Here is a 24,844-nt window from a genome sequence, read left to right as displayed (position 1 = left end):
GTTGTCCGTCGCCTCCTGGACCGCGGGGACTATTCGGACTGCTCCATGGGCGAGGACACGAGCATGCCCTCGTTGATCTCGCGCAGCGCGATGGAGAGCGGCTTCTCGTTCAGCTTGGTGTCGACGAGCGGGCCGACGTACTCGAACAGGCCTTCGTGGAGCTGGGAGTAGTACGCGTTGATCTGGCGGGCGCGCTTGGCACCGTAGATCACCAGGGCGTACTTCGAGTCCGAGGCCTCCAGCAGAGAGTCGATCGGCGGGTTGATGATGCCTTCGGGCTGAGTTGACACAAATTCTCCAAATATTAGGCGGAACGGCTGATGCGGGGCTTCTCAGCGCTGCAGCGGACGCAGTCCCATCAGTGATACGAGCTCGTCTGCCGCATGCTCCACGGAGTCGTTGACGACGGTGTGGTTGAATTCCGGCTCGGCGGCAAGTTCCAGTTTAGCGGTTTCCAGCCGTTGCTGCTGTTCCTCCGGTGTTTCGGTGCCGCGGCCGACGAGGCGGCGCACCATCTCCTCCCAGCTGGGCGGAGCGAGGAAGACGAAATTGGCCTCCGGCATGGACTCCTTGACCTGCCGCGCGCCCTGCAGGTCGATCTCGAGGAGTACCGTGCGGCCCTCGTCCATCGCGGCCTGGACGGTGCGCCGGAGTGTTCCGTACCTGTTGCGCCCATGGACCACGGCCCACTCCAGCAGCTGCCCCTCCGCGATGAGGTGGTCGAACTCGTCCGCGGAGACGAAGAAGTAGTGCACTCCGTCCACCTCGCCGGGGCGCGGCGGGCGGGTGGTCGCCGAGACGGAGAGCCACACCTCGGGGTAGTTGTCCCGGATGTAGGTCGAGACGGTTCCCTTGCCGACGGCCGTCGGGCCGGCGAGGACTGTCAGCCGGGGCTGTGACACGAAGGATTCCTTACTTACTGGCCGGGCCAGAGTGATGTTGTTCGAGGTACTGCACGAGGGCCTTGCGCTGGTGGATCCCGAGGCCCCGCACGCGACGCGTGGCGGCGATGCGGACCTCCGCCATGATGGCGGCCGCCCGCACGTCGCCGACGCCGGGCAGTGCCTTGAGGAGGTCCAGGACCTTGAGGCGGCCCACGGCGTCGTCACCGTCCGGGTTCTCGATCACGTCCGCCACCGAAAGCTTACCGGTCTTGAGCCGCGACTTGATGTCCGCCCGGACTACGCGGGCCGCGGTCGCCTTCTCGCGCGCCTGCGTTCGTTCGACGTCCGTCAATGGCTTCAGGCTCACGGGTGCTCCCTGCGCTGGACGGCACCACGGATGGCGGCGACCATTCGTCGTATGGATGGGTCGGATCGTTGGTCAAGGGTCGGGCTTGAACCGAACCTACCGGGACGGCGCCCCTGAAATCAATGCGTCCCCCGGCGTCAGGCGAGCTCGTCGCGCGTCCGCTCCGCCGCCGACCGGAGCTCGGCGGCACCGGGGCCGGCGGCCAGGATGGCGCGGCTCGAGGTCGGGAGCACGAACGGCAGCGCCGCGCCGAAGGCGGCACCCAGCTCAGCCGGCCCGGCACCCTGCGCGCCAACCCCCGGGGCGAGGATGGGACCGTTGAGGGCGGGCAGGTCGAGGCCCAGCCGCAGCGCGGCGTCGCCGACGGTCGCGCCGACCACGAGGCCCACGTGACCGGGCCCGGGGCCGGCGTTCTCGGCGGCGGCAGCGTGCGCGATCGACCGCGCCACCGACGCGTCCCCCCCGGCGTGCTGGACGGTGCGGCCCTCCGGATTCGACGTCAGCGCGAGGACGAAGACGCCCCGCCCCGTCGCCGCAGCGAGGTCCAGGGCGGGCCGGAGGGACTCGAACCCGAGGTAGGGGTTGAGCGTGACGGCGTCCGCGGCGAGCGGACGTCCCTCCCCCAGCCAGGCGTCGGCATACGCCTGCATCGTCGACCCGATGTCTCCGCGCTTGGCGTCCGCGATCGTCAGGACGCCGGCGTCGGCCGCCCGGGCGAGGAGGGCCTCGAGGGCCAGCAGGCCCCGTGCGCCGTGGCGCTCGTAGAGCGCTACCTGCGGCTTGAGTGCCGCGGCAACCTGCCCGACGGCGTCGAGCACCGCAAGGGAGAACCGCTCGACGCCCGCGGGAGTGTCCTCCAGTCCCCAGGCGGCCAGCAGCGCCGGATGCGGATCGATGCCCACGCACAGGCTGCCCTTCGCCGCGCGGGCCGCCGCGAGCCGTTCCCCGAAGGGGGCGCGGGGCGCGGCGGCGCCTGCCTCAGGAGGCATCGCGCGCTGCGGTCGAGGCGCGGAGGTTGGCCGCGTGCTCCTGGAGGCTCGTCACCGACCACTCGTAGGAGCGCATGGCCTCGATGGCCTGCACGGCCGCGCCCACCTCGGGGATGGTGGTGATGACCGGCAGTCCGTAGGACGTGGCGGCGGCGCGGATCTCGTAGCCGTCGCCGCGTGCCTGCCCGCCGGACGGCGTGTTGATGATCATGTCGATCCCGCCCTCGGTGATGAGGTCGACGACGGTGCCCTCGCCCCGGGCGCCGGTTCCCTCGGCGACCTTGCGGACCGTCGTCGCCTGGATGCCGTTGCGGCGGAGCACGTCCGCCGTGCCGCCGGTCGAGACGATCTCGAAGCCGAGGTCCACGAGGCGCTTGACCGGCATGATGATGGCGCGCTTGTCCCGGTTCGCCACGGACACGAAGACCTTGCCCTCGATCGGCAGCGCCGCGTTCGCCGCGGCCTGGCTCTTGGCGAAGGCGGTGTCGAAGTACTTGTCGATCCCCATGACCTCGCCCGTGGACCGCATCTCGGGGCCCAGCAGGGAGTCGACGACCGTCCCCTCCGGCGTCCGGAAGCGGCTGAACGGCAGGACGGCCTCCTTGACGGAGACAGGCGCGTCCAGCGGCAGCGACCCGCCGTCGCCCTGCGCCGGCAGCAGCCCGTGCTCGCCCCGGAGTTCGGCGATGGTCACGCCGGTACCGATGAGGGCGGCACCCTTGGCGAGCTGCACACCCGTGGCCTTCGAGACGAAGGGCACGGTACGGGAGGCCCGCGGGTTGGCTTCGAGGACGTAGAGCACGTCGGAGGCGAGGGCGAACTGGATGTTGATCAGGCCCCGCACGCCCACTCCCTCCGCGATGGCGAGGGTCGCCTCGCGGACCCGCTGCAGGACGTCGGCGCCCAGGGTGATGGGCGGCAGCACGCACGCGGAGTCTCCCGAGTGGATGCCGGCCTCCTCGATGTGCTCCATGATGCCGCCGAGGTACATCTCCGTGCCGTCGTACAGGGCGTCGACGTCGATCTCGATGGCGTCCTCGAGGAAGCGGTCGATCAGCACGGGGTGGGCCTCGGTGATCTCCGTGGCGTTGGTGATGTAGCGGGAGAGGTTGGCCTCGTCGTAGACGATCTCCATGCCACGTCCGCCGAGCACGTAGGACGGCCGGACGAGGACGGGGTACCCGATCTCGTCGGCGATCTTCCTGGCGTCCTCGAAGGATACCGCGGTGCCGTTCTTCGGGGCGATGAGGCCACCGGCATCGAGCACGCGGCTGAAGGCGCCACGGTGCTCGGCGAGGTCGATGGCCTCGGGCGACGTGCCGAGGATGGGGATCCCGGCATCCGCCAGTTCCTGGGCGAGCTTGAGCGGGGTCTGGCCGCCGAGCTGCACGAACACCCCGAGCACGCCGCCGGTGCGCTGTTCGGCCGCGATGACCTCGAGGACGTCCTCGAGGGTCAGCGGCTCGAAGTACAGGCGCGTGGAGATGTCGTAGTCCGTGGAGACGGTCTCGGGGTTGCAGTTGATCATGACGGTCTCGTAGCCGGCCTGGCGCAGCGCCATGGTGGCGTGGACGCACGAGTAGTCGAACTCGATGCCCTGCCCGATCCGGTTGGGACCGGAACCGAGGATGATGACCGACGGCTTCTCGTGCTGCTCCACCTCGTCCTCCTCGTCGTAGGACGAGTAGTGGTAGGGCGTGTAGGCGGCGAACTCGGCGGCGCACGTGTCCACGGTCTTGAAGACCGGCCGGATGCCGAGGGCGTGCCGTACACCGCGCACGACGGCGTCGGGAGTATGCCTCAGGGCGCCGATCTGCTCGTCGGAGAAGCCGTGGCGCTTCGCGTGCCGCAGTACCTCCTCCGTCAGCTCCGGCGCCGAGCGCACCTCCTCGGCGACCTCGTTGAGCAGCACGAGCTGGTCCAGGAACCAGGGGTCGATGCCCGTGGCCTCGTAGAGCCGCTCGACGCTCGCGCCGCCGAGCAGGGCGCGCTGCACCTGCGAGAGCCGTTCCGTGGTGGGGCGCCTGGCCGCCTCCACGAGGGCGTCGACCTTCTCGGCGGGGACCGGCGCGTAGGAGAGCTGGGAACCCTTCTGCTCCAGCGAGCGGAGCGCCTTCTGCAGTGCCTCGCTGAAGTTGCGGCCCATCGCCATGGCCTCGCCGACGGACTTCATGGTGGTGGTGAGCGTGGGGTCCGCGGCCGGGAACTTCTCGAACGCGAACCGCGGGACCTTGACCACCACGTAGTCCAGCGTGGGCTCGAAGGACGCCGGGGTCTTCAGGGTGATGTCGTTCGGGATCTCGTCGAGCGTGTACCCGAGGGAGAGCTTCGTCGCGATCTTCGCGATGGCGAAGCCGGTGGCCTTCGAGGCGAGGGCCGACGACCGCGAGACGCGCGGGTTCATCTCGATGACGACCACGCGGCCCGTGTCGGGCTCGACGGCGAACTGGATGTTGCAGCCGCCGGTGTCGACGCCGACCTCGCGGATGACGGCGATGGAGATGTCCCGCAGTCGCTGGTACTCGCGGTCGGTGAGCGTCAGGGCCGGCGCCACAGTGATGGAGTCGCCCGTGTGCACGCCCACGGGGTCGAAGTTCTCGATGGAGCAGACGACCACGACGTTGTCGTTCTTGTCGCGCATCATCTCGAGCTCGTACTCCTTCCACCCGAGGATGCTCTCCTCGAGCAGGACCTCGCTCGTGGGGCTGTACTGCAGGCCCTGGCCGACGATCCGGCGCAGATCCTGCTCGGTGTAGGCGAGGCCGGAGCCGAGCCCGCCCATCGTGAAGGACGGCCGCACCACCATGGGGTACCCGAGGTCGTCCGCGGCCACGAGGGCCTCGTCGATCGAGTGGATGATCGCGGACCGCGCGGATTCCGCGCCGCAGCGCTCGACGACGCCCTTGAACTTCTCGCGGTCCTCGCCGAGTTCGATCGCGGCGATGTTCGCGCCGATGAGTTCGACGCCGAACTTCTCCAGCACGCCGTTCTTGTCCAGGGCGATCGCCGTGTTCAGCGCCGTCTGCCCGCCGAGGGTCGGCAGCAGCGCGTCCGGGCGCTCCTTCTCGATGATCTTCGCGACGACCTCGGGGGTGATCGGCTCCACGTAGGTCGCGTCGGCGAACTCGGGGTCGGTCATGATCGTGGCGGGGTTCGAGTTCACGAGGATGACCCGCAGGCCCTCCTCGCGCAGGACGCGCAGCGCCTGGGTGCCCGAGTAGTCGAATTCGGCGGCCTGCCCGATGACGATCGGCCCTGAGCCGATGACCAGGACGCTCTTGAGGTCGGTTCTGCGGGGCATCAGTTCTCTTCCTGCGTTGTGCTGCTCAGTTCGGTGGGGCTGGTCCGGGGCTGCGTGCCCGTCACCTTGGATCCGTGCGTTCCCAGTTCCGCCGCGGCGGCATTCGCGAGCGCCGCCGACTCGGACGGGGCATCGAGGGCCGAGGCCCGTACCGCGTCCCCGGTCCCTGGGCTCGCCTTCTCGGCCTGCATGAGGTCGATGAACCGATCGAACAGGTACGCGGAGTCGTGCGGGCCGGCGGCGGCCTCGGGGTGGTACTGGACCGAGAACGCCGGCAGGTCGAGGCACGCCAGGCCCTCGACGACGTCGTCGTTCAGGCTGACGTGGCTCACCTCGACGCGGCCGTAGGTTCCCGCCGGCGCCTCGACCGGGCCGTCGAGCGGGGCATCTACGGCGAACCCGTGGTTCTGCGAGGTGATCTCGACCTTGCCGGTGCGGCGGTCGAGCACCGGCTGGTTGATGCCGCGGTGGCCGTAGCGGAGCTTGTACGTGCCGAAGCCGAGCGCGCGCCCGAGGATCTGGTTGCCGAAGCAGATGCCGAAGAAGGGCATGCGTGCGTCGAGCACGCGGCGGAGGAGCTCCACCTGGGCGTCGGCGGTGGCGGGATCTCCGGGTCCGTTCGACATGAAGACGCCGTCCGGCCGGGCCGCGACGACGTCCTCGAACGTCGCTGCGGCAGGCAGGACGACCGTGCGGACGCCGCGCTGCGCGAAGTGCTTGGGCGTCATGGCCTTGATGCCGAGGTCGAGCGCCGCGATGGTCGCGACGGTCTCCCCGGTCCAGCCGTGGTCGGCGGGCTCGACGACGTACGCCTCGCCGATGCTGACCTCCTCCGCGAGGCGCGCGCCCGCCATGGACGGCTGGGCGGTCACCTGCTCGACGAGGTGGTCCTCGGGCAGCGCGGCGTCCGCGCCGGAGAAGATCCCCGCGCGCATGGCGCCGCGTTCGCGGAGGTGCCGGGTGATGGCGCGCGTGTCGACGCCCTCGATCCCGACGACGCCCTGCTCGCGCAGCTGGTCGTCCAGGCTCTGCTCGGAGCGCCAGTTCGACGGCCGGCGGGCGGCGTCGCGGATGATGTAGCCCGCCACCCAGATCCGCCGGGACTCGGCGTCGTCCGCGTTGACCCCGGTGTTCCCGATGTGGGGGGCCGTCTGGACGACGAGCTGGCGCGCGTAGGACGGATCGGTGATGGTCTCCTGGTAGCCGGTCATGCCGGTGGCGAAGACGGCTTCGCCGAGCGCGGTGCCCTCGGCACCGTAGGCGCGGCCGCGGAAGGTGCGCCCGTCCTCGAGGACGAGCACCGCGGGTGCCTGTCGATGGACCGGTGCGTGTGTCTGGACGTGGCTCACAGCTGTTCCCTGCCTTCGGGGGTCGGTGGAGTTCGGTGGTGTGTCGTAGCTGGGGGGTCGGCCGGCACGAGCGCCGCGACGGCGGCGACGAGCTGGGCCTTGTGTGCGGCGTGGCGGGTGCGGAAGCCGGTGTCGACACGCTCGGGTCCGAGGAGCCACGTGATCACCACGAGGCCCTCCTTCTCGACGAACTTGCCCGCCATGCCGCCGGCGAGCTGGACCGAGGTGAGGTCCGCGCGCGGGATGAACACGGAGCGCGCCCCCGTGCGCGTGATCAGGACACCGTCGGCGTGCACGGTCACGAGGGCGTTGCCGCGGAGGCCGAGGCCGTGCACGGCGATGCGGTCGAGCCAGTCCCCCGCCGTCGTCGTCGCCACGTACTGGCCCTCGGCCTGGTAGAGGACCGGTCCGAGCTCGGCCGGCTCCTCCGGCGGTGCGGGGACGTCGGCCTGGCGGCGCAGGCGATTGCGCCAGCCGAGCGCCATCAGCGCGACGATGACGATGATGATGGCGAGCGCCACGGCCACGGCACCTAGATACTCCATGCCGGTGCCTCCTCCTGGCTCGCCACTCCTGCGGACGGGCGGGGCGTGGCCAGGCGCCCGTCGAGCACCGTGGCATGGCCGGCGTAGAAGGTCGCACGCACGCTGCCGGGAAGCTCGAGCCCGCGGAAGGGGCTGTTGCGGCCCTTCGTCGCCATCCTCGAGGGATCGACCGTCCAGCGCGCGGCCGGATCGACGAGGATCAGGTTCGCCGGTTCGCCGACGGCCAGGGGACGGCCCTGGTGCCCGAGCCGGCCGATGCGCGCCGGCGTCACGGACGTGACGCGGGCGAAGCCCTCCCAGTCGAGCAGGCCCGTCTCCACCATGGCGTGCTGCACCACGGACAGGGCGGTCTCGAGACCGGTCATGCCCATCGCCGCCTGAGCCCACTCGCACTCCTTGTGCTCGCTCGGGTGCGGCGCGTGGTCCGTTCCGACGACGTCGATCGTGCCGTCCGCGAGGGCCGTGCGCAGCGCGTGGACGTCCTCGGACGTGCGCAGCGGCGGGTTGACCTTGTAGACGGGGTCGTAGCTGCGGACCAGCTCGTCGGTCAGGAGGAGGTGGTGCGGGGTGACCTCGGCCGTGACGTCGATGCCGCGGGCCTTGGCCCAGCGGATGATCTCGACCGACCCGGCGGTGGAGACGTGGCAGACGTGCAGCCGCGACCCGACGTGCTGCGCCAGGAGGACGTCGCGGGCGATGATGCTCTCCTCGGCGACGGCCGGCCAGCCCGCGAGCCCGAGCACGGCCGACACTGCGCCCTCGTTCATCTGGGCGCCCTCCGTGAGGCGGGGTTCCTGGGCGTGCTGGGCGATGACGCCGTCGAACGCCTTCACGTACTCCAGCGCCCGCCGCATGAGCACGGGGTCGGAGACGCAGATGCCGTCGTCCGAGAAGACCCGGACGGACGCGCGGGACTCCGCCATCGCGCCGAGTTCGGCGAGGCGCTCGCCGGCCAGGCCGACCGTGACGGCGCCGACCGGCCGGACCTCGACCCAGCCGGAGGCGAGGCCGAGCCGGTACACCTGCTCGACGACGCCCGCGGTGTCGGCAACGGGCGAACTGTTCGCCATGGCGTGCACGGCGGTGAAGCCACCCAGCGCCGCGGCGCGCGAGCCGGTCTCGACCGTCTCGGCATCCTCCCGGCCCGGTTCGCGCAGGTGCGTGTGGAGGTCGACCATGCCGGGCAGCGCGAGGAGGCCCCCGGCGTCGATCGGAACGGCCCCCGCCGAGGCGTCGGCCGCCGCGGTCGCGCCCACGGCGGCGATCACGCCTCCGCGGACGAGGAGGTCCCGGGGGGCTCCCCCCAGGAGGGAGGCACCCCGGACGAGGTACTCCGGGGTGGTGCTGGTGTTCGTGGTCACTGGGTGCGTCCTTCCGGCGTCGTGGCGGGCGGTTCGTCGTCCTGGCCGCCGTCGTGCTCGTCGTGGTGGTCCCCCGAGAGCAGCAGGTAGAGCGCGGCCATGCGCACCGAGACCCCGTTGCGTACCTGGGCGAGGATCGTGGAGCGGGGTGAGTCCGCCGCGGCGGAGGAGATCTCGAGCCCGCGGTTCATGGGCCCGGGGTGCATGATCACCGTGTCGTCGAGGCCCATCGTGTCGAGCAGCGCCAGGCGGCCGTCGTCGAAACCCCAGCGCCGCGAGTACTCCCGCGTCGAGGGGAAGAACGCCGCGTTCATGCGTTCGGCCTGCAGACGGAGCATCATCACGGCGTCCGGCCGCTGGGCCAGGGCGTCGTCGAGGTTGTAGTACACCGTGCAGGGCCAGGAGCCGATGCCGACCGGCAGCAGCGTGGGCGGGCCCGCGAGCAGCACCTCCGCGCCGAGCGTCGTCAGGAGCCACACGTTGGAGCGGGCCACCCTCGAGTGGAGGACGTCGCCGACGATCAGGACCTTCATGCCGGCGAGGGTGCTGCCGGGCGAGGCGTTGCCGCCGAGCCGCGCCCAGTGCCGGCGGAGCGTGAAGGCGTCGAGCAGGGCCTGGGTGGGGTGTTCGTGCGTGCCGTCGCCGGCGTTGACCACGGCCGCGTCGATCCAGCCGGACGCGGCGAGGCGCGCCGGTGCTCCGGAGGCGGGGTGGCGGATGACGACGGCGTCCGCGCTCATGGCTTCGAGCGTCTGCGCGGTGTCCTTCAGGGACTCCCCCTTGGACACGGAGGATCCCTTGGCCGCGAAGTTGATGACATCGGCCGAGAGGCGCTTCGCCGCTGCCTCGAAGGAGATGCGCGTGCGCGTGGAGTCCTCGAAGAAGAGGTTGACGACGGTCCGTCCACGCAGGGCGGGCAGCTTCTTGATCTCCCGCTCCCCCACGGCCGCCATCTCCTCGGCGACATCCAGCAGGCGCAGGGCGTTCCTGGCGGAGAGGTCCTGGGTGCTGAGCAGGTGCTTCACGGGCGGTCCTCGATGACGACCTCGTTCACCGCGGAACCGCCGATCAGGTCGATCTCCGCGAGGTGGACCCGCACGCGTTCGCGGGAGGACGTCGGCAGGTTCTTGCCGACGTGGTCGGCGCGGATGGGCAGCTCCCGGTGCCCGCGGTCCACCAGGACCGCGAGGCGCACGATGCGCGGGCGTCCGAGGTCCGCGAGGGCGTCGAGGGCGGCGCGGATGGTGCGTCCCGAGTACAGGACGTCGTCGACGAGCACCACGATCTTGTCGTCGATGCCCGACGGCGGCAGCTGTGTGGCGAGCGGCGAGCGGGTGGGGTTGCGCTGGAGGTCGTCACGGTACATCGTGACGTCGAGCTGCCCGGTGATGAGGTCCGCATCGACGGACGGGTCCACGGCCGCGATCTTCTGGGCGAGCCGCTGCGCCAGGGGAAAGCCCCTGCGCGGGATGCCGAGGAGCACGAGATCGCGGGAGCCCTTGTTCGCTTCGAGGATCTCGTGGGCGATGCGCGTGAGTGCGCGGTCGATATCTGCTTCTGCGAGAACGACGCGCTTGTGGATGCCGGATTTCGAGGCAGGCACGGTCATAACACGCTTCCTCCTTCCCCGCCTCACTGGACGGAATTTAAAGGCTGGTTGCTCGGTCAAAACTACCACAGCGCCGCTTGCCCCTAGGGTTGCAGCATGGCGATCAACAACCAGGGATCAGGCGCGGGCGGTCCGCAATGGCACGACACCGGGGGCATCGGCCGCCACCCCGAGGGGCACCACAGGGCGCAGCAGCACCAGGGCTGGTGGGGCGAGACCACGGTACGGCAGCACCGTCCGGCGCCCGCCCGCACCGCAGGTCACCCCGTCCAGCCGGTCTGGAACCAGCCTCCTCCGCGACGTCACGGCGTGCTCAACGTCCTCCTCGTGATCGTCGCGGCCCTCGTCGTCGCCGGCGTCCTGCTCGTGCTCTCACTGTCCCTGGGGCCGTCCGCCTTTCTCCTCTGCGGGGTCCTCGCCCTCGTGCCGCTGGGCATCTGCCTGCTCGGGCTGCGCTGGATCGACCGGTGGGATCCCGAGCCCCGCGGCGCCCTCCTCTTCGCGTTCCTCTGGGGTGCCGGCGCGTCCGTCGCCGTGACACTGCTGCTCGGGACCTACGTGGTGGAACTGCTGGGCAACGCGTTCAGCACCACGTCGCCCGAGGTGATCGGGCCGGTGCTGCAGGCGCCGCTGGTCGAGGAATTCGCCAAGGGTCTCGGCGTGCTCATCCTCGTCTACACGCGCCGGAGCCATTTCGACGGCCCCGTGGACGGCATCGTCTATGCCGGAACGGTCGCGGCGGGCTTCGCCTTCACCGAGAACATCCTGTACTTCGGTTCGGCCGTCGCGGAGTCGGGCACCGCGGGTTCGCTGGTCAGCGTCTTCATCCTGCGGGGCCTGTTCTCCCCCTTCGCGCACGTCATGTTCACGGCGGCGCTCGGCTTCGTCCTCGGCGTCGCGCTGAGCCGCGGCGGCGGCAACGGGCGCATCCTCGGCGCCTTCGTGCTCGGCCTCATCCCGGCCATGGCGGGCCACATGCTGTGGAACGGCGGCACCCTCGTGCTGTTCCACGACTTCGTCCTCTTCTACCTCGTGGTCCAGGTCCCGCTGTTCATCGCCGCGGTCATCGCCGTCGTCCTGCTCCGCCGTTCCGAGCGGCGCCTGACCGAGGCGCGGCTCGGCGACTACGCCCGGGCGGGATGGTTCACCGCCGAGGAGGTGCGGATGCTCGCCACGCGGCCGGGCCGGTCCCAGGCACTGGCGTGGGCACAGTCCGTCGGGGCGCGGCAGGACATGCGGGAGTTCATCCGCACCGGGGCCCGCATCGCCTACACGCGCCAGCGCATGCTGGGCGGACGGCGCGACGCCGATTACGCCACCCAGGAGCGCACGCTCCTGGCGGAGGCGACGCAGCGCCGTGCACGGATCTTCCAGGTGGCATCGGCCACGCGCTGAGCAGCTCGCGGGGGCGCGGCCGGTCCCCGGCGCCGCCCGGCCCGCGCACCGGCAGGCAACGCAGAAGCTCCCGTCGACCGCCTGTGGCGGCCTGCGGGAGCTTCCGGGGTGTGACTACGCGAGCAGTGTGGGCTTGAGCTGCTGCAGCCTGCCGAGGAGTCCGTTGACGAACTTCGGCGACTCGTCGGTGGAGAGCATCTTGGCGAGTTCCACGGCCTCGCTGACCGCGACCCCGTCGGGGACGTCGTCGTTGTACAGCAGCTCCCAGCTGCCGATCCGCAGGATCATGAGGTCCACGGCGGGCATCCGGTCGAGCGTCCACCCCTGCGAGTAGGTACTCAGGAACTCGTCGATCTGCTCCTGGTGTTCCAGGACGCCCTCCACGATGTCCACCGTGTAGTCGGCGATGACCATGTCCGTCTTCTCGCGGCGGGCACGGATGACCTCGAGCGCCGGCATCTCGCGCTGCGTCGACTCGAACAGGATGTCCAGGGCCCGGCGTCGGGCCTTACTGCGTGCGCTCACTCGTTGACGCGTCCCAGGTACTCGCCCGTCCGGGTATCGACCTTGACCTTGGTGCCGGTGCCCAGGAACAGCGGGACCTGGATCTCGTGCCCGGTCTCGACCGTCGCGGGCTTCGTGCCACCCGTCGAGCGGTCGCCCTGGAGCCCCGGCTCCGTGTAGGTGATCTCGAGCGTCACGGATGCGGGGAGTTCGACGTAGAGCGGGGAGCCCTCGTGCATGGCGATCGTCGCCATCTGGCTCTCGAGCATGAAGTTCGCGGCGTTGCCGACCGTCTTGCCCGGGACGGTGATCTGGTCGTAGTCCGTCGTGTCCATGAACACGAAGTCCTCGCCGTCCTTGTACAGGTACTGGTAGTCGCGACGATCCACGGTGGCCGTCTCGATCTTCAGTCCCGCGTTGAAGGTCTTGTCGACCACCTTGCCGGAGAGGATGTTGCGAAGCTTGGTGCGGACGAAGGCTCCACCCTTGCCGGGCTTGACGTGCTGGAATTCGAGGACGTTCCAGAGGTTGCCCTCGAGCTTCAGCACAGTGCCGTTCTTGATGTCGTTCGTGGTCGCCACAGATTCACTTTCGTCGGTTTCGCGGATGGATGGGCCGGCCGAGGCACAGCGGGCGCGCCGCAGCACGCCAAAAGTCCAGAGACCAGTCTACCCTGCGCGGCGCGGGGGCCGATCGGCCAGACTGTGCCCGGAGCGGGCCGACCGGGCACGGTCCGAGGACCACGGCTGCGACGCACCGGTCAGGAGGCGATCTCCTGGTAGGCGGCGAACAGGAGGGAGGTGTCCGGGACCTCGAGCATGCCGGGGCGCCCGACGCCGTCGAGCACGACGAACCGGAGGAGGTCCCCCCTCGACTTCTTGTCGCGGCGCATGCCGTCGAGGAGCGAGGCCCACCGGTCGCGCCGGTAGGTGACGGGCAGGCCGAGCGATTCGAGGATGCTCTTGTGGCGGTCGGCGTCGGCGTCGCTGAGGCGCCCCACCATGCGTGAGAGCTCCGCGGCGAATACCAGGCCCACCGACACCGCTGCTCCGTGCCGCCACGAGTACCGTTCGGCGAGCTCGATGGCGTGCGCCAGCGTGTGGCCGTAGTTGAGGTATTCGCGCCGGCCGGACTCCCGGAGGTCCTCGGACACGATGTCCGCCTTCACGCGGATCGCGCGCTCCACCAGGTCCCGCAGGACGGGCGAGGTCGCGTCCGCCGCGGCCGCGGTGTCCTGGTCGATCAGGTCCAGGATGGCCGGGTCGGCGATGAAACCGCACTTGACCACTTCCGCCAGCCCCGTCACGAGTTCGTTCTTGGGGAGGGTTGCCAGCGCGTCGAGGTCGGCCAGCACGGCGGCAGGCGGATGGAAGGCCCCGACGAGGTTCTTGCCCTCCGCCGTGTTGATGCCCGTCTTGCCGCCCACGGCCGCGTCCACCATGCCGAGCAGGCTCGTGGGCAGATGCACCACACGGACGCCCCGCAGCCAGGTCGCGGCGACGAATCCGCCGACGTCGGTCACGGCCCCTCCGCCGACGGTGACGACCGCGTCGGAGCGCGTGAAGTCGTTCTGGCCGAGCACCTGCCAGCAGAAGGCCGCGACCTGGATGTGCTTGCCCTCCTCGGCGTCGGGGATCTCCGCCGTGACGGCGGTGAAGCCGGCATCGGCGAGCTCGTCGCGCACGGTGTCCCCGGTGGCGCGGAGCGCCCGCGGGTGGATCACCAGGACGCGGCGTACCCGCTCGCCGAGGATCTCCGGGAGCCTGCCCAGGAGACCCCGTCCCACGACCACGTCGTAGCCGTTCTCGGAGGCGCTCCCGGTCACCGGGATGATCGTCGCTTCGTCAGTCGCCATGGGATTCGTACCGCTTTCGTCGTGGAATTTCCTGGTCAGCTGCTCGCCCGGCATCCCTGCCGGGGTCCTGGTCCCGTTCAGGCAGGGCACGCAGCACGGCGTCGGTGGCTTCGCGGACGGTGAGTCCGCGCGTGTCCACGATGACCGAGGCGAGCCGGGCGTAGAGCGGGCGCCGTTCGTCGTACAGCTCCTGCCAGCGCTCGGCAGGACGTTCGGCAAGCAGCGGCCGCCCGGAGTCCCCCCTGATGCGCGGAAGGATGGTCTGGATGTCGGTGTCGAGGAAGATGACGGTGGCGCCGTTCAGCAGGCCCTGCGTCCCGGGGTGCAGCACGGCTCCCCCGCCCAGCGAGACGACGACGTCGTCCAGGGCGAGGGCCTCCCGCACGATCTCCGCCTCGAGCGCACGGAAGGCAGGTTCACCCTGCTGCTCGAAGATGGCCGGGATGCTGCCGTGGCGCTCGGCGACCACGCGGTCGGAGTCGACGAAGCGCGCGCCGGTCCGCTGGGCGAGCGACCGCCCCACGGCCGACTTGCCCACGGCCATCGGTCCGACGAGCACCACGGGGCGGTGCCGTCCCATCAGGCTCCGGCGGAGTCCAGGAACTCCGGGATGCTCTCGAGGTAGGTGCGCAGGTTGCGCGCGGTCTCCGCGAGGGAGTCGCCGCCGAACTTCTCGGTGACGGCCTCCGCGAGGACCAGGGCCGTCATCGCCTCGGCCACCACTCCGGCTGCCGGGACGGCGCAGACGTCCGACCGCTGGTGGTGGGCCCGTGCCGCTGCCCCCGTGCTGACGTCCACGGTGCGCAGCGCCCGCGGCACCGTGGCGATGGGCTTCATCGCGGCGCGGACGCGGAGGGTGTCACCGATGCTCATGCCGCCCTCGATGCCGCCGGCACGGTTGCTGGCGCGGACGATCTTCCCGTCGTCGTTGCGGATGATCTCGTCATGGGCCGCGGTGCCGCGGCGGGCCGCCGTCTCAAAACCGTCGCCCACCTCGACCCCCTTGATGGCCTGGATGCCCATGAGGGCTGCCGCGAGGCGGGAATCGAGGCGCCGGTCCCAGTGGACGTAGCTGCCCAGTCCGGGCGGGAGCCCGTAGGCGACCACCTCGACGACGCCGCCGAGCGTCTCGCCCTCCTTGTGGGCGGCGTCGACCTCGACGACCATGGCGTCGGACGTGTCCCGGTGGAAGCAGCGCAGCGGGTCGGTGTCCAGGGCGATGACGTCGCTCGGGGTCGGCAGGGGCGCGTCCTCCGGGACGGAGACGGAGGCGATGGACACCGTGTGGCTGACGAGCCGGATGCCGAGGCCTTCGAGGAATCGGGCGGCGACGGTGCCGAGGGCCACGCGGGTGGCGGTCTCGCGGGCGCTCGCGCGTTCCAGGACCGGACGTGCCTCGCCGAAGCCGTACTTCTGCATGCCGGTGAAGTCGGCATGGCCGGGACGCGGCCGCGTCAGCGGGGCGTTACGGGCCGATGCCGCGAGTTCCGCGGCGTCGTCGGCATCCAGCGGATCGGCGGACATGATCTTCTCCCACTTGGGCCATTCGGTGTTCGCCACCTCGATGGCCACGGGCCCGCCCTGCGTGAGGCCGTGGCGGACGCCGCCGATGATGCGGACCTGGTCCTGTTCGAACTTCATGCGGGCTCCGCGCCCGTAGCCGAGCCGACGGCGCGCCAGCGCTTCCTGGATATCGGTACTGGTGATGCCGACTCCCGCAGGCATCCCCTCGATGATCCCGACCACGGCGGGGCCGTGCGATTCTCCTGCCGTCAACCAACGCAACATGGTTTCCATACTGCCATGCAGCACCGCAGGCTTCAGCGCCGGGGGACGCCCACTGCGTCACACATCACGTTTAAGACGGCGGCCGGATCCTGCTCCGCGTCCGGGAAGAACAGGTGCACCTGCTCCACCGCCTGGTGCAGCAGCATGTCGAGTCCGGGCACGATCGTCCCGCCTCCCCGGTGCCAGGCCGCCGCGAGTGCGCTGGGCCAGGGGTCGTACGCCACATCGAGCAGTGTTCCGTCCGCGCGGAAGCCGGCATGCGACGAGAGCTCCGCCGCCAGGGCATCCGCCGCGCGGGGCGGGAGGGTGGAGACGACGACGTCGGCCGCCCGGACCGCTTCGGCGGCGTCCGCCCAGGGTATGACCGCGACGTCGACCCCGACGGCGGTCCCGATCCGGTGGAGGTCGGCAGCGGCTTCCGGCCGCCGGACGGCCACCTGCACCGCCTGCCCTCCGAGGAGCGCGAGCCCGGCCAAGGCGGCGGCGGCCGTACCACCGCCACCGAGGATGACCGCGCGTTCGGGGCGGCCGACCCCCGCGGAGGCGAGTGCCCGGGCCACCCCGACGACGTCCGTATTGTGTCCCGTGAGCACCCGGCCCTTTCCCTCACCGCCGACGACGACGGTGTTCACGACACCGAGGACGGAGGCGGGCTCGGTGACGCTGTCGACGAGGACCGCCATGGCGGCCTTCAGGGGCATGGTCACGGACAGCCCGCGCCATCCGGGGACGGCACGCACCTCCTGGACGAAGGTGTCCAGCGACGCCTCGTCCACGTCGATCGCCGTGTAGGCGCACTCAACGCCCAGCAGTCGGTAGGCGGCCGCGTGCAGCAGCGGCGACTTCGAGTGCGCGATGGGCGAACCGACCACCGCGGCCCGGAGTGCCGGTGCCGCCGGTGGTACGGCAGGGACCACCTACTCGCACCGTCCGGGGTTGCCCGCGCACCAGGCGTCGTACTCGGCGACGTAGCGCAGGTGCTCCGCATAGGTCTCGGAGAACTTGGTCTCGCCGGTGTCGAGGTCCACCGTCACCCAGAAGTAGAAGGGTACGTCCGCCGCGTTGACCGTCGCGTCGATCGCGTCGTCGCCGGGAGAGCCGATCGGCCCCTTCGGCAGTCCGGGGTTCGCGTAGGTGTTGTACGGGTTGGAGGTGTCCTGCTTCTCCTCGTCGGTGAGCTGGTAGCTGCGCTTGCCCAGCCCGTAGGTGACGGAGGCATCGGACTGGATGAAACCGCCGGTCTCGGTGTTGCCGGGCGCCAGCCTGTTGTTGATGGCGCCCGCCACGGTGGCGTAGTCCCCCTGCTGCGCCTCGGCCTGCACGATGCTCGCGATCGTCAGGATCCTGTACTGCTCGGCGGGGTCGGTCACGCCGTCCTCCGCGAGGCGGTCCGTCGTGGCCTTGACCATCTCCGCGATGATGTCCGTGGCGGTGGCCTCGACGTCGAACCGGTACTCCCCCGGGTGCAGGTAGCCTTCGAGCGAAAGCGCCTGCGGCGGGAGGCCGAACTGCGTGGGCGCGGCGGCCAGGGCGTCGAACTCGGCGCGGGGGATGCCGGTGGAGGTGCTGAGGATGTCGAAGACCTCGCCCTGGCGGAGGTCGCGGGCGACGGCTGCGTAGGAGACGATCGAGGGATCCTCGCCGAGGAGGGCCTCCGCGGCGTCGGCGGAGGGCATCTGGAGACGCATCTCGTACTCGCCCGGCTGGACCTCGCGTCCGCCGGAGATGGCGGCGAGGGCCGAGACGAAGGTCGCGGAGTCCGCGACGATGTCGGCGGCTTCGAGGCCGCTGCCGATGGCCAGGGCACCGGCCCCCTCGGGCACGGTGAAGATCGTCTCGTCCCCGCCCGGGCCCGCATAGTCGGTGACGTCGTTCAGTCCCAGCAGGTCGCGCAGCATGAGCGCGACACCGTAGACGGTCCCGGCGAACAGCATGAGGACGACGAGCATGATGACGGTGCGCCGCAGGCGCCTGCGCTGTCTGGCCTTCGACGGGTTTCCGGTCCGGTTGCGGCGCGGGGCCCGCTCCTGCGCAGCGAAGAACTCCTCGACCGGCTCGGGGTGCGCGTAGCCGTCGTCCTCGAAGTGCGCGTCGTCGGACTCATGGGACGCGGGAAAAGGGCGGGTGCGATTGTTCACGGCTCCGTATTCCTCCTGCTGGGCGAACTGTCCTTGATAACTGGCTCCTCTGTAGGGGTGAGCAGCGGGCCCTGAGCGCCCTCTGCCTCACGCACAGGAACCGGATCCCCCACGTCCCGTCCACGTGAACGTTGCATATCGATGGCATGCTGGAGTATTTCGACGGCAGCCACCTGATCCACTACCTTACGATGCTCACGGCTGCTGAGACCAGCCGCATGGAGCGAACGGTGCGCCGAGACGGTGCTCAGGCGCTCATCGACCAGGTGTACCGGCACCCGCTGTGACTGGCGCAGGAGTTCGTCGACGATCAGCGCTGCGTAGTCCCGTGCCATCTCAGCGGACGCCCCCTCCCGCCCGCTGAGGTTCCGGGGCAGCCCGACCACGATCTGCACCGCGCCGCGCTCCAGGGCCTCCCGGACGAGGATCCGCACGTCGCCGTTCCTGCGGGCGTCCCGCTTGAGCGTCCGGATGGGTGTGGCGATCAGGCCGTCGCGGTCGCACCCGGCCAGGCCCACCCGGACCTGCCCGACGTCGACGCCGAGCTTCGGTCCGTGGGGGTAGGCGGCCGCGCCCGCACTCCCGTCAGCGGTTCCCGGACCGACCCCTGCCATCCCCGGTCAGCGTTCCGCGACCGCGGTACGGATGGCGGCCAGCGCCTCGGGGATACGCGAGGCGTCCGACCCGCCGCCCTGGGCGACATCGTCCTTGCCGCCGCCGCCGCCGCCGAGGACCTTGGCCGCGGCCCGCACGAGCGCACCGGCCTTGATCCCGGCACTCCGGGCAGCCTCGTTCGTCGCGACGAGCACGAGCGGGCGGTCCTGGGCCACGCCGGCCGCTGCGACGACCGCGGCGTCGGATCCGAGCCGGCCGCGCAGGTCCAGGACGAGCGTGCGCAGTTCATCGGCCCCGCCGATCTGCCCGGCGTCGTGCGCGATGAGCCGCACGCCGTCGACGTCCACGACGGTGTCCACGAGGGAACCGGCGGCGGCGGCGAGCTGCTCCTTCCGGAGTCTGTCGAGTTCCTTCTCGGCGGCCTTGAGCTTGTTCAGCGTCACCGAGAGACGTTCCGGCAGCTGCGCCGAGGGCACCTTCAGCATGTCGGAGAGCTCGGAGACGAGGGCGCGCTCCGCGGCGAGGTGGCGGAAGGCGTCGAGACCGACGAGTGCCTCCACGCGCCGGTTGCCCGAGCCCACGGACTGCTCGCCGAGCAGCGTCAGGCTGCCGATGAGGGACGTCGACGCGACGTGCGTGCCTCCGCACAGCTCACGGGAGAAGTCCGCGTTCATCTCGACCACGCGGACGGTGTCGCCGTACGCCTCACCGAAGAGGGCCGTGGCGCCGAGCGCCTTGGCGTCCGCGAGGGACATGATCTTCGTCTCGACCTCGTAGTTGTTGCGGATCGCGATGTTCGAGACCTCCTCGATCTCCGAGCGGGCCGCGGGGCTGATGCCCTCACCCCAGGAGAAGTCGAAACGCAGGTAGCCGGCCTTGTTGAAGGAGCCGCGCTGCAGAGCCTCGGGGCCCAGGATCTCGTGCAGGGCGGCGTGGATGATATGCGTTCCCGAGTGGGCCTGCTCCCCCGCGTGCCGGCGCTGGCGGTCGACGGCCGCGGTGACCGTGGCACCCTGCGCCACCTCCCCCTCGCGCACGATGGCACGGTGGATGCTGAGCCCCTTGAGGGGCTGCTGGACGTCGAGGACCTCGACGACGAAGCCGTTCCCCGTGATGAGTCCGACGTCGGCGGCCTGACCGCCCGCCTCTGCGTAGAACGGGGTCCGGTCCAGGACGAGTTCGATCTCCTCGCCCTGCAGGGCGCTGGCGATCGACTGGCCCTTGTCGAGCAGGCCGACGATCGTCGCTTCGGAGGTGAGCTCGTCATAGCCCGTGAAGACCGTCCGGCCGCGTCCGAGCAGCTCGTTGAAGACCGAGAGGTCCGCGTGGCCGGCCTTCTTCCCGCGGGCGTCCGCCTGGGCCCGCCGGCGCTGCTCCAGCATGAGCGAGCGGAAGCCGTCGGCGTCGACGGCCAGACCGGCCTCCTCCGCCATCTCGAGCGTCAGGTCGATGGGGAAGCCGTACGTGTCGTGCAGCGTGAAGGCGTCCTGTCCGGAGAGCGGGCGCTCCTCCGCCAGGGATTCGCGGACCGCTTCCTCGAGCCGGGCCGTCCCCGAGGCGATGGTGCGCAGGAACGCCTTCTCCTCCGCGTAGGCGATGCGGCTGATGCGCTCGAAGTCCTTCTCGACCTCCGGGTACACGCCCTTCATCGCGTCCCGGGATGCGGGGAGGAGCTCGGGGAGGCATGCCTTCTCGACGCCGAGGAGCCGCATGGCGCGCACCGCCCGGCGGATCAGGCGGCGCAGCACGTACCCGCGGCCCTCGTTGGAGGGGGTCACGCCGTCGGCGATGAGCATGAGCGAGGAGCGGATGTGGTCGGCCACCACGCGCATGCGGACGTCGTCCGTGTGGTGCGGGTCGGCCGGCGACTCCGCGCTCGTGTAGGTCTTCCCGCTGAGCGCAGCGGCGCGGTCGAGCACGGGACGCACCTGGTCGGTCTCGTACATGTTCTCGACGCCCTGCAGGATCATCGCGAGGCGCTCGAGGCCGAGGCCCGTGTCGATGTTCTTCTTCGGGAGTTCACCGAGGATCTCGAAGTCGTCCTTCCCCGTGCCCTCGCCGCGCTGGTACTGCATGAAGACGAGGTTCCAGATCTCCACGTACCGGTCGTCGTCCGCCTCCGGGCCGCCGTCGACCCCGTACTCGGGTCCGCGGTCGTAGAAGATCTCGGAGCAGGGACCCGCAGGGCCGGGCTGTCCCGTGGACCAGTAGTTGTCCTTCTTGCCCATCCTCTGGATCCGGTCGGCAGGCACGCCGATGCTGTCGCGCCAGATCTCCAGCGCTTCCTCGTCCTCGTGGTAGACCGTGATCCACAGCTTCTCGGCCGGCAGGCCGAAGCCGCCGTCCGCCACATCGCTGGTCAGCAGCTGCCAGGCGAGACGGATGGCGTCCGCCTTGAAGTAGTCGCCGAAGGAGAAGTTCCCGCACATCTGGAAGAACGTGCCGTGGCGGGCGGTCTTGCCGACTTCCTCGATGTCACCGGTGCGGATGCACTTCTGCACGCTCGTGGCCCGGGCGTAGGGGGCCACTTCGCGCGCCGTCAGGTAGGGGATGAACGGGACCATCCCGGCAACGGTGAACAGGAGCGACGGGTCGGAGGAAATCAGCGACGCCGAGGGCACGACCGTGTGCCCGTTCTTCTCGAAGTAGCTGAGCCAGCGGGTGGCGATCTCGTGGGACTTCATGGGGGGGGATCCTTCAGTGGGTGGTCGGGACGCGGCGGAACGGAGCGCGGCGTCGGACGGGGCGTGGCCCGGGCGGGAGCGGTGCCGTTCGGTGCGGACCCGGCACGGCCCGCCCGGCCGGACGACGCCGTGCGCCGCGGAGCCGGTCGGCCCGGCGGGCGGCGGCGGTGCCGAGGACTAGCGCAATGCCCGGCGGGGCGCGGAGCCCTCGTCCTCGGCCGCGGCCTGGACGCCCAGGGCGGCTCGCAGGTCGTCCTCGCGCTCACTCATGGCGGAACGCAGGGCATCGGCGAAATCGGCGATGCTGTCACTGACCTGCCCGACCGCGCGGTTGAGGCCCTCCGGGCCCAGGGCGGACCTGGCCTGGGAGACCTTGCGCACGGCGACGACGCCGATCGTGATGCCGGCTGCCAGCCAGAAGGCTCTTCTGATCATCGTTCTCTCCGGTTCGTTGGGGGCTAGCGGCTGCGACGACGGCGCGCCGGGGTCTTCCGGCCGGCGAGGGCCGAGCGGACGCCGTAGGAGAATGCCGACACCTTGATGAGCGGAGAACCGATGGTGGCGGCGACCAGCGACGACAGCGCAGAGATGTTGGCCGATGCGTCCGAGACGTTCGAGGTGATACCGTCCACCGTCTTCAGCTGCTGGTGCGTGGTGCTCACGGTGCTCGTGACCTCCTCGATCAGCGGCGTCGTCTCTTCGGTCACGGTGCGGATGGCCCTGCGCAGTTCGTCGAACACCCTCCCGAGCTTCCAGATCGGCACGGCCAGCAGCAGCACCAGGACGGCGAACACGCCAGCAGCTATCAGGCCCGCAATATCTCCACCTGACATGGGCGGTCTCCTTCTACACAGGGGGCACCGCCTCCGGGGCGGGCATGGGAATTCTTGCTCTTAGTACCTTACAGAACGAAGAGCCCGCGGCGGGTGCCGCGGGCTCTCGGTCTGCACGTCTCGCTCGTCGCCGACGCGTGGCGTCGGCCAGGGGCGACTAGCGTGCGTAGTACTCGACGACGAGCTGCTCTTCGCAGGTCACGGGGACCTCGGAGCGCTTCGGGCGACGCACGAGGCGCGCCTGGAGCTTGTCGAGCTGGACGTCCAGGTAGCCGGGGACGGCGGGGAGGACGTCGCGGTGCGCACCAGCGGCGGCAACCTGCAGCGGGACCATGGTCTCGCTGCGGCTGTGGACGTGGATGAGCTGGCCTTCGGCCACGCGGAACGATGGGCGGTCCACGCGGGCGCCGTCGACCATGATGTGGCGGTGCACGATGAGCTGACGGGCCTGAGCGCTGGTGCGGGCGAACCCGGCACGGAGCACGAGGGCGTCGAGGCGCATCTCGAGCAGCTCGATCAGGTTCTCACCGGTCAGGCCTGCGGTGCGGCGGGCTTCCTCGAAGACACGGGCCATCTGTGCTTCGCGGATGTTGTACTGGGCGCGCAGGCGCTGCTTTTCGCGCAGGCGTACGGCGTAGTCGCTGTCCTGCTTGCGACGCGCACGACCGTGCTGGCCCGGCGCGTACGGCCGACGCTCGAGGTACTTCTCTGCCTTGGGGGTCAGGGCGATGCCGAGGGCACGCGAGATGCGCACCTTCCGGCGGGCACGTGTGTTGTTAGCCACGTCTACCTTTCGATTTTTGCGGCGAAGAAACGGACTCGCGCCGTCAAGGCGTCCGCACTTCCTGGTGTCGCTGGCCTCCACTTGCGGAGAGCCGGGATTGGCCGCTTCCCGGTACTACAGTCCGCCGCGACCCTGGCCGTCACCCCGCGGGACAGCAGGAACCTGCTGCTACACAAGGGGAATGGCTGGTACACGGCGACTTGCCAGTCAGCGTTCAATGCTAGCAGTCAGGCCGGTGGCCGCCGAATCGTGGGCCGCACCGGGGCCCGCCCTACCCGGCGGCGCTACTTCCCGCGGATGATACGGCGCAGGCGGGCCAGGCGCGAGCCGATGTCCCGCTCGGCACCCCTGTCCGTCGGCTCGTAGTAGTCGCGCCCCACGAGGTCGTCGGGGGCGTACTGCTGCAGCGCGATCCCGTGGGGCTCGTCGTGCGAGTAGACGTACCCCTTCCCGTGTCCGAGCTGCGACGCCCCCGGGTAGTGCGCATCCCGCAGGTGCGCCGGAATCCCCTGGCCGCGCCCCGCCCGCACGTCCGCGATCGCGGCATTGATGCCGTTGTAGGCCGCGTTCGATTTCGGCGCCGTTGCGATGTGCACCACGGCCTCCGCGAGGATGATGCGCGCCTCGGGCATGCCGACGAGCTGCACGGCCTGCGCAGCGGCGACGGCGGTCTGCAGGGCCGTCGGATCGGCCATGCCGACATCCTCGGACGCGGAGATCATGAGCCGCCGCGCAATGAACCTCGGGTCCTCGCCGGCCTCCAGCATGCGTGCCACATAGTGCAGCGCCGCGTCGACGTCGGATCCGCGGAGCGACTTGATGAAGGCGCTCGCGACGTCGTAGTGCTGGTCACCGGCACGGTCGTAGCGCAGGGCCGCGACGTCGACCGCCTTCTCCGCGTGCTCGAGCGTCACCAGCACGGGCAACGTATCCTGCCCCTCGTCGTCCTCGTCCTCGCTTCCGCCCGTCTCCCCGCCGTCCGGACGGCCCGGCCGATGCGCGGGTGCCTGCGTGCCCAGCTCGGACCGGGCGACGCCGGCAGCCGCTTCCAGCGCTGTGAGCCCGCGCCGGGCGTCTCCTGCCGCCAGGCGGACGAGGTGCTCGAGCGCCTCCTCGGAGACCTCCACGCTTCCGGCGAGTCCGCGGTCGTCGTCGACGGCCCGCTGGAGCAGGCCGCGGACGTCCGCTTCGTCGAGCGGGCGAAGGGTCTGCAGGAGCGAGCGGGAGAGCAGTGGCGACACCACCGAGAAGGACGGGTTCTCCGTGGTCGCGGCGATCAGCACGACCCAGCCGTTCTCCACTCCCGGCAGGAGGGCATCCTGCTGGGCCTTGTTGAACCGGTGGATCTCGTCGAGGAACAGCACGGTGGTCTGCCGGTACAGGTCGCGCGAGGTCAGCGCCTCGTCCATGACGCGCCGCACGTCCTTGACCCCCGCCGTGATGGCGGAGAGTTCGACGAACTTCCGCCCCCGGCCGCGCGCGATCACGTGTGCGAGCGTCGTCTTGCCGGTTCCCGGCGGACCCCACAGGATCACGGACGACGGCGCGGCGTGCGCCCCGGGATCGTGCTCGCCGGCCAGGGTCCTCAGGGGCGAGCCACGACCGAGCAGGTGCTGCTGCCCGACCACCTCGTCGAGGGAGCGCGGGCGCATGCGGACGGCGAGGGGGCTGCGCGGCCTCACCGCGCCCGGTGCGCGGGAACCGCCGTCGGCGATCGCATCGGCCTCGTCGTCGTCCGCCGCCGCACTGAATAGATCATTCACGGTGTCAACGTTACTGTGGGCCACTGACGAGGAAGGCACCGCGGAGGCCCCGTCCCCCGTACCCGATCCTCCCCCGCTGA

The 24,844-nt window shown here is 70.6% G+C and carries 24 protein-coding genes; 1 reads left to right on the top strand and 23 read right to left on the bottom strand.

Going from position 1 to position 24,844, the window contains the following annotated elements:
- Positions 1 to 29: 29 nt before the first annotated feature.
- The 10 genes from rpoZ to pyrR all read right to left on the bottom strand — a co-directional run bounded on the left by rpoZ (position 30) and on the right by pyrR (position 10,405).
- Positions 30 to 290 carry a DNA-directed RNA polymerase subunit omega gene (gene rpoZ, locus AC1MFI_RS12930; protein WP_055771293.1) on the bottom strand — a complete coding sequence of 87 codons (261 nt, stop codon included), beginning with the start codon at positions 288 to 290 and terminating at the stop codon, positions 30 to 32.
- Between the two features lie 42 nt (positions 291 to 332).
- Entirely contained in the window at positions 333 to 902 is a 570-nt protein-coding gene (gene gmk / locus AC1MFI_RS12925) for a guanylate kinase (RefSeq protein ID WP_479817382.1), read from the bottom strand.
- 10 nt (positions 903 to 912) lie between these two features.
- Positions 913 to 1,251, bottom strand: a complete 339-nt coding sequence (gene mihF / locus AC1MFI_RS12920; RefSeq protein ID WP_479817381.1) for an integration host factor, actinobacterial type — start codon at positions 1,249 to 1,251, stop codon at positions 913 to 915.
- 137 nt (positions 1,252 to 1,388) lie between these two features.
- Positions 1,389 to 2,240 carry an orotidine-5'-phosphate decarboxylase gene (pyrF, locus tag AC1MFI_RS12915; protein ID WP_479817379.1) on the bottom strand — a complete coding sequence of 284 codons (852 nt, stop codon included), beginning with the start codon at positions 2,238 to 2,240 and terminating at the stop codon, positions 1,389 to 1,391.
- On the bottom strand, positions 2,230 to 5,541 hold the full coding sequence (carB, locus tag AC1MFI_RS12910; RefSeq protein WP_479817378.1) for a carbamoyl-phosphate synthase large subunit: 3,312 nt from the start codon (positions 5,539 to 5,541) through the stop codon (positions 2,230 to 2,232). Before carB ends, pyrF begins: the two co-directional genes overlap by 11 nt.
- Positions 5,541 to 6,890 (bottom strand): glutamine-hydrolyzing carbamoyl-phosphate synthase small subunit, encoded by a 1,350-nt coding sequence (gene carA, locus AC1MFI_RS12905; RefSeq protein WP_479817377.1) that lies wholly within the window; start codon positions 6,888 to 6,890, stop codon positions 5,541 to 5,543. Before carA ends, carB begins: the two co-directional genes overlap by 1 nt.
- Positions 6,887 to 7,435, bottom strand: coding sequence for a PH-like domain-containing protein (locus AC1MFI_RS12900; RefSeq protein WP_479817375.1), 549 nt, complete (start codon positions 7,433 to 7,435; stop codon positions 6,887 to 6,889). Before AC1MFI_RS12900 ends, carA begins: the two co-directional genes overlap by 4 nt.
- Positions 7,423 to 8,796 carry a dihydroorotase gene (locus tag AC1MFI_RS12895; RefSeq protein ID WP_479817374.1) on the bottom strand — a complete coding sequence of 458 codons (1,374 nt, stop codon included), beginning with the start codon at positions 8,794 to 8,796 and terminating at the stop codon, positions 7,423 to 7,425. Before AC1MFI_RS12895 ends, AC1MFI_RS12900 begins: the two co-directional genes overlap by 13 nt.
- Positions 8,793 to 9,821 (bottom strand): aspartate carbamoyltransferase catalytic subunit, encoded by a 1,029-nt coding sequence (locus AC1MFI_RS12890; RefSeq protein WP_479817372.1) that lies wholly within the window; start codon positions 9,819 to 9,821, stop codon positions 8,793 to 8,795. Before AC1MFI_RS12890 ends, AC1MFI_RS12895 begins: the two co-directional genes overlap by 4 nt.
- The gene (gene pyrR / locus AC1MFI_RS12885) at positions 9,818 to 10,405 is read right to left on the bottom strand and encodes a bifunctional pyr operon transcriptional regulator/uracil phosphoribosyltransferase PyrR (protein WP_479817370.1); all 588 of its coding nucleotides are present in this window, start codon (positions 10,403 to 10,405) and stop codon (positions 9,818 to 9,820) included. Before pyrR ends, AC1MFI_RS12890 begins: the two co-directional genes overlap by 4 nt.
- A 96-nt stretch (positions 10,406 to 10,501) precedes the next feature.
- Between pyrR and AC1MFI_RS12880 the strand changes: the two genes are divergently transcribed.
- The gene (locus AC1MFI_RS12880; RefSeq protein WP_479817369.1) at positions 10,502 to 11,800 is read left to right on the top strand and encodes a PrsW family intramembrane metalloprotease; all 1,299 of its coding nucleotides are present in this window, start codon (positions 10,502 to 10,504) and stop codon (positions 11,798 to 11,800) included.
- Positions 11,801 to 11,914: 114 nt separating this feature from the next.
- Here the strand turns inward: AC1MFI_RS12880 and nusB are convergent, their stop codons facing one another.
- The 13 genes from nusB to AC1MFI_RS12815 form a co-directional block, all read right to left on the bottom strand.
- Positions 11,915 to 12,325: a transcription antitermination factor NusB gene (gene nusB / locus AC1MFI_RS12875; protein ID WP_479817367.1), complete on the bottom strand. Its 411-nt coding sequence runs from the start codon at positions 12,323 to 12,325 to the stop codon at positions 11,915 to 11,917.
- Entirely contained in the window at positions 12,322 to 12,885 is a 564-nt protein-coding gene (gene efp, locus AC1MFI_RS12870; RefSeq protein WP_104050627.1) for an elongation factor P, read from the bottom strand. Before efp ends, nusB begins: the two co-directional genes overlap by 4 nt.
- A gap of 179 nt (positions 12,886 to 13,064) precedes the next feature.
- Complete coding sequence (gene aroB / locus AC1MFI_RS12865; RefSeq protein WP_479817364.1) at positions 13,065 to 14,159, bottom strand: 3-dehydroquinate synthase; 1,095 nt, start codon at positions 14,157 to 14,159, stop codon at positions 13,065 to 13,067.
- On the bottom strand, positions 14,149 to 14,739 hold the full coding sequence (locus tag AC1MFI_RS12860; protein ID WP_479817362.1) for a shikimate kinase: 591 nt from the start codon (positions 14,737 to 14,739) through the stop codon (positions 14,149 to 14,151). The genes aroB and AC1MFI_RS12860 overlap by 11 nt, the downstream gene beginning before the upstream one ends.
- The gene (aroC, locus tag AC1MFI_RS12855; protein WP_479817360.1) at positions 14,739 to 15,947 is read right to left on the bottom strand and encodes a chorismate synthase; all 1,209 of its coding nucleotides are present in this window, start codon (positions 15,945 to 15,947) and stop codon (positions 14,739 to 14,741) included. The genes AC1MFI_RS12860 and aroC overlap by 1 nt, the downstream gene beginning before the upstream one ends.
- A 32-nt stretch (positions 15,948 to 15,979) precedes the next feature.
- On the bottom strand, positions 15,980 to 16,864 hold the full coding sequence (locus tag AC1MFI_RS12850; protein ID WP_479817358.1) for a shikimate dehydrogenase: 885 nt from the start codon (positions 16,862 to 16,864) through the stop codon (positions 15,980 to 15,982).
- Positions 16,865 to 18,085, bottom strand: coding sequence for an endolytic transglycosylase MltG (gene mltG / locus AC1MFI_RS12845; RefSeq protein ID WP_479817356.1), 1,221 nt, complete (start codon positions 18,083 to 18,085; stop codon positions 16,865 to 16,867).
- Entirely contained in the window at positions 18,082 to 18,699 is a 618-nt protein-coding gene (gene ruvX / locus AC1MFI_RS12840; RefSeq protein WP_479817354.1) for a Holliday junction resolvase RuvX, read from the bottom strand. The genes mltG and ruvX overlap by 4 nt, the downstream gene beginning before the upstream one ends.
- A gap of 6 nt (positions 18,700 to 18,705) precedes the next feature.
- Complete coding sequence (gene alaS, locus AC1MFI_RS12835) at positions 18,706 to 21,384, bottom strand: alanine--tRNA ligase (RefSeq protein WP_479817352.1); 2,679 nt, start codon at positions 21,382 to 21,384, stop codon at positions 18,706 to 18,708.
- Positions 21,385 to 21,561: 177 nt separating this feature from the next.
- Positions 21,562 to 21,819, bottom strand: a complete 258-nt coding sequence (locus tag AC1MFI_RS12830) for a DUF6167 family protein (protein WP_479817351.1) — start codon at positions 21,817 to 21,819, stop codon at positions 21,562 to 21,564.
- Positions 21,820 to 21,842: 23 nt separating this feature from the next.
- Positions 21,843 to 22,217, bottom strand: a complete 375-nt coding sequence (locus AC1MFI_RS12825; protein ID WP_400483636.1) for a DUF948 domain-containing protein — start codon at positions 22,215 to 22,217, stop codon at positions 21,843 to 21,845.
- Between the two features lie 157 nt (positions 22,218 to 22,374).
- Positions 22,375 to 23,001 (bottom strand): 30S ribosomal protein S4, encoded by a 627-nt coding sequence (gene rpsD / locus AC1MFI_RS12820; protein ID WP_104181758.1) that lies wholly within the window; start codon positions 22,999 to 23,001, stop codon positions 22,375 to 22,377.
- Positions 23,002 to 23,285: 284 nt separating this feature from the next.
- The gene (locus AC1MFI_RS12815) at positions 23,286 to 24,764 is read right to left on the bottom strand and encodes a replication-associated recombination protein A (protein WP_479817348.1); all 1,479 of its coding nucleotides are present in this window, start codon (positions 24,762 to 24,764) and stop codon (positions 23,286 to 23,288) included.
- Positions 24,765 to 24,844: the final 80 nt, after the last annotated feature.

It is taken from the genome of Arthrobacter sp. BC5, from assembly GCF_056680255.1.
Note: the sequence above shows the minus strand (reverse complement) of the source record. Positions and strands in the feature narration are given on the sequence as shown.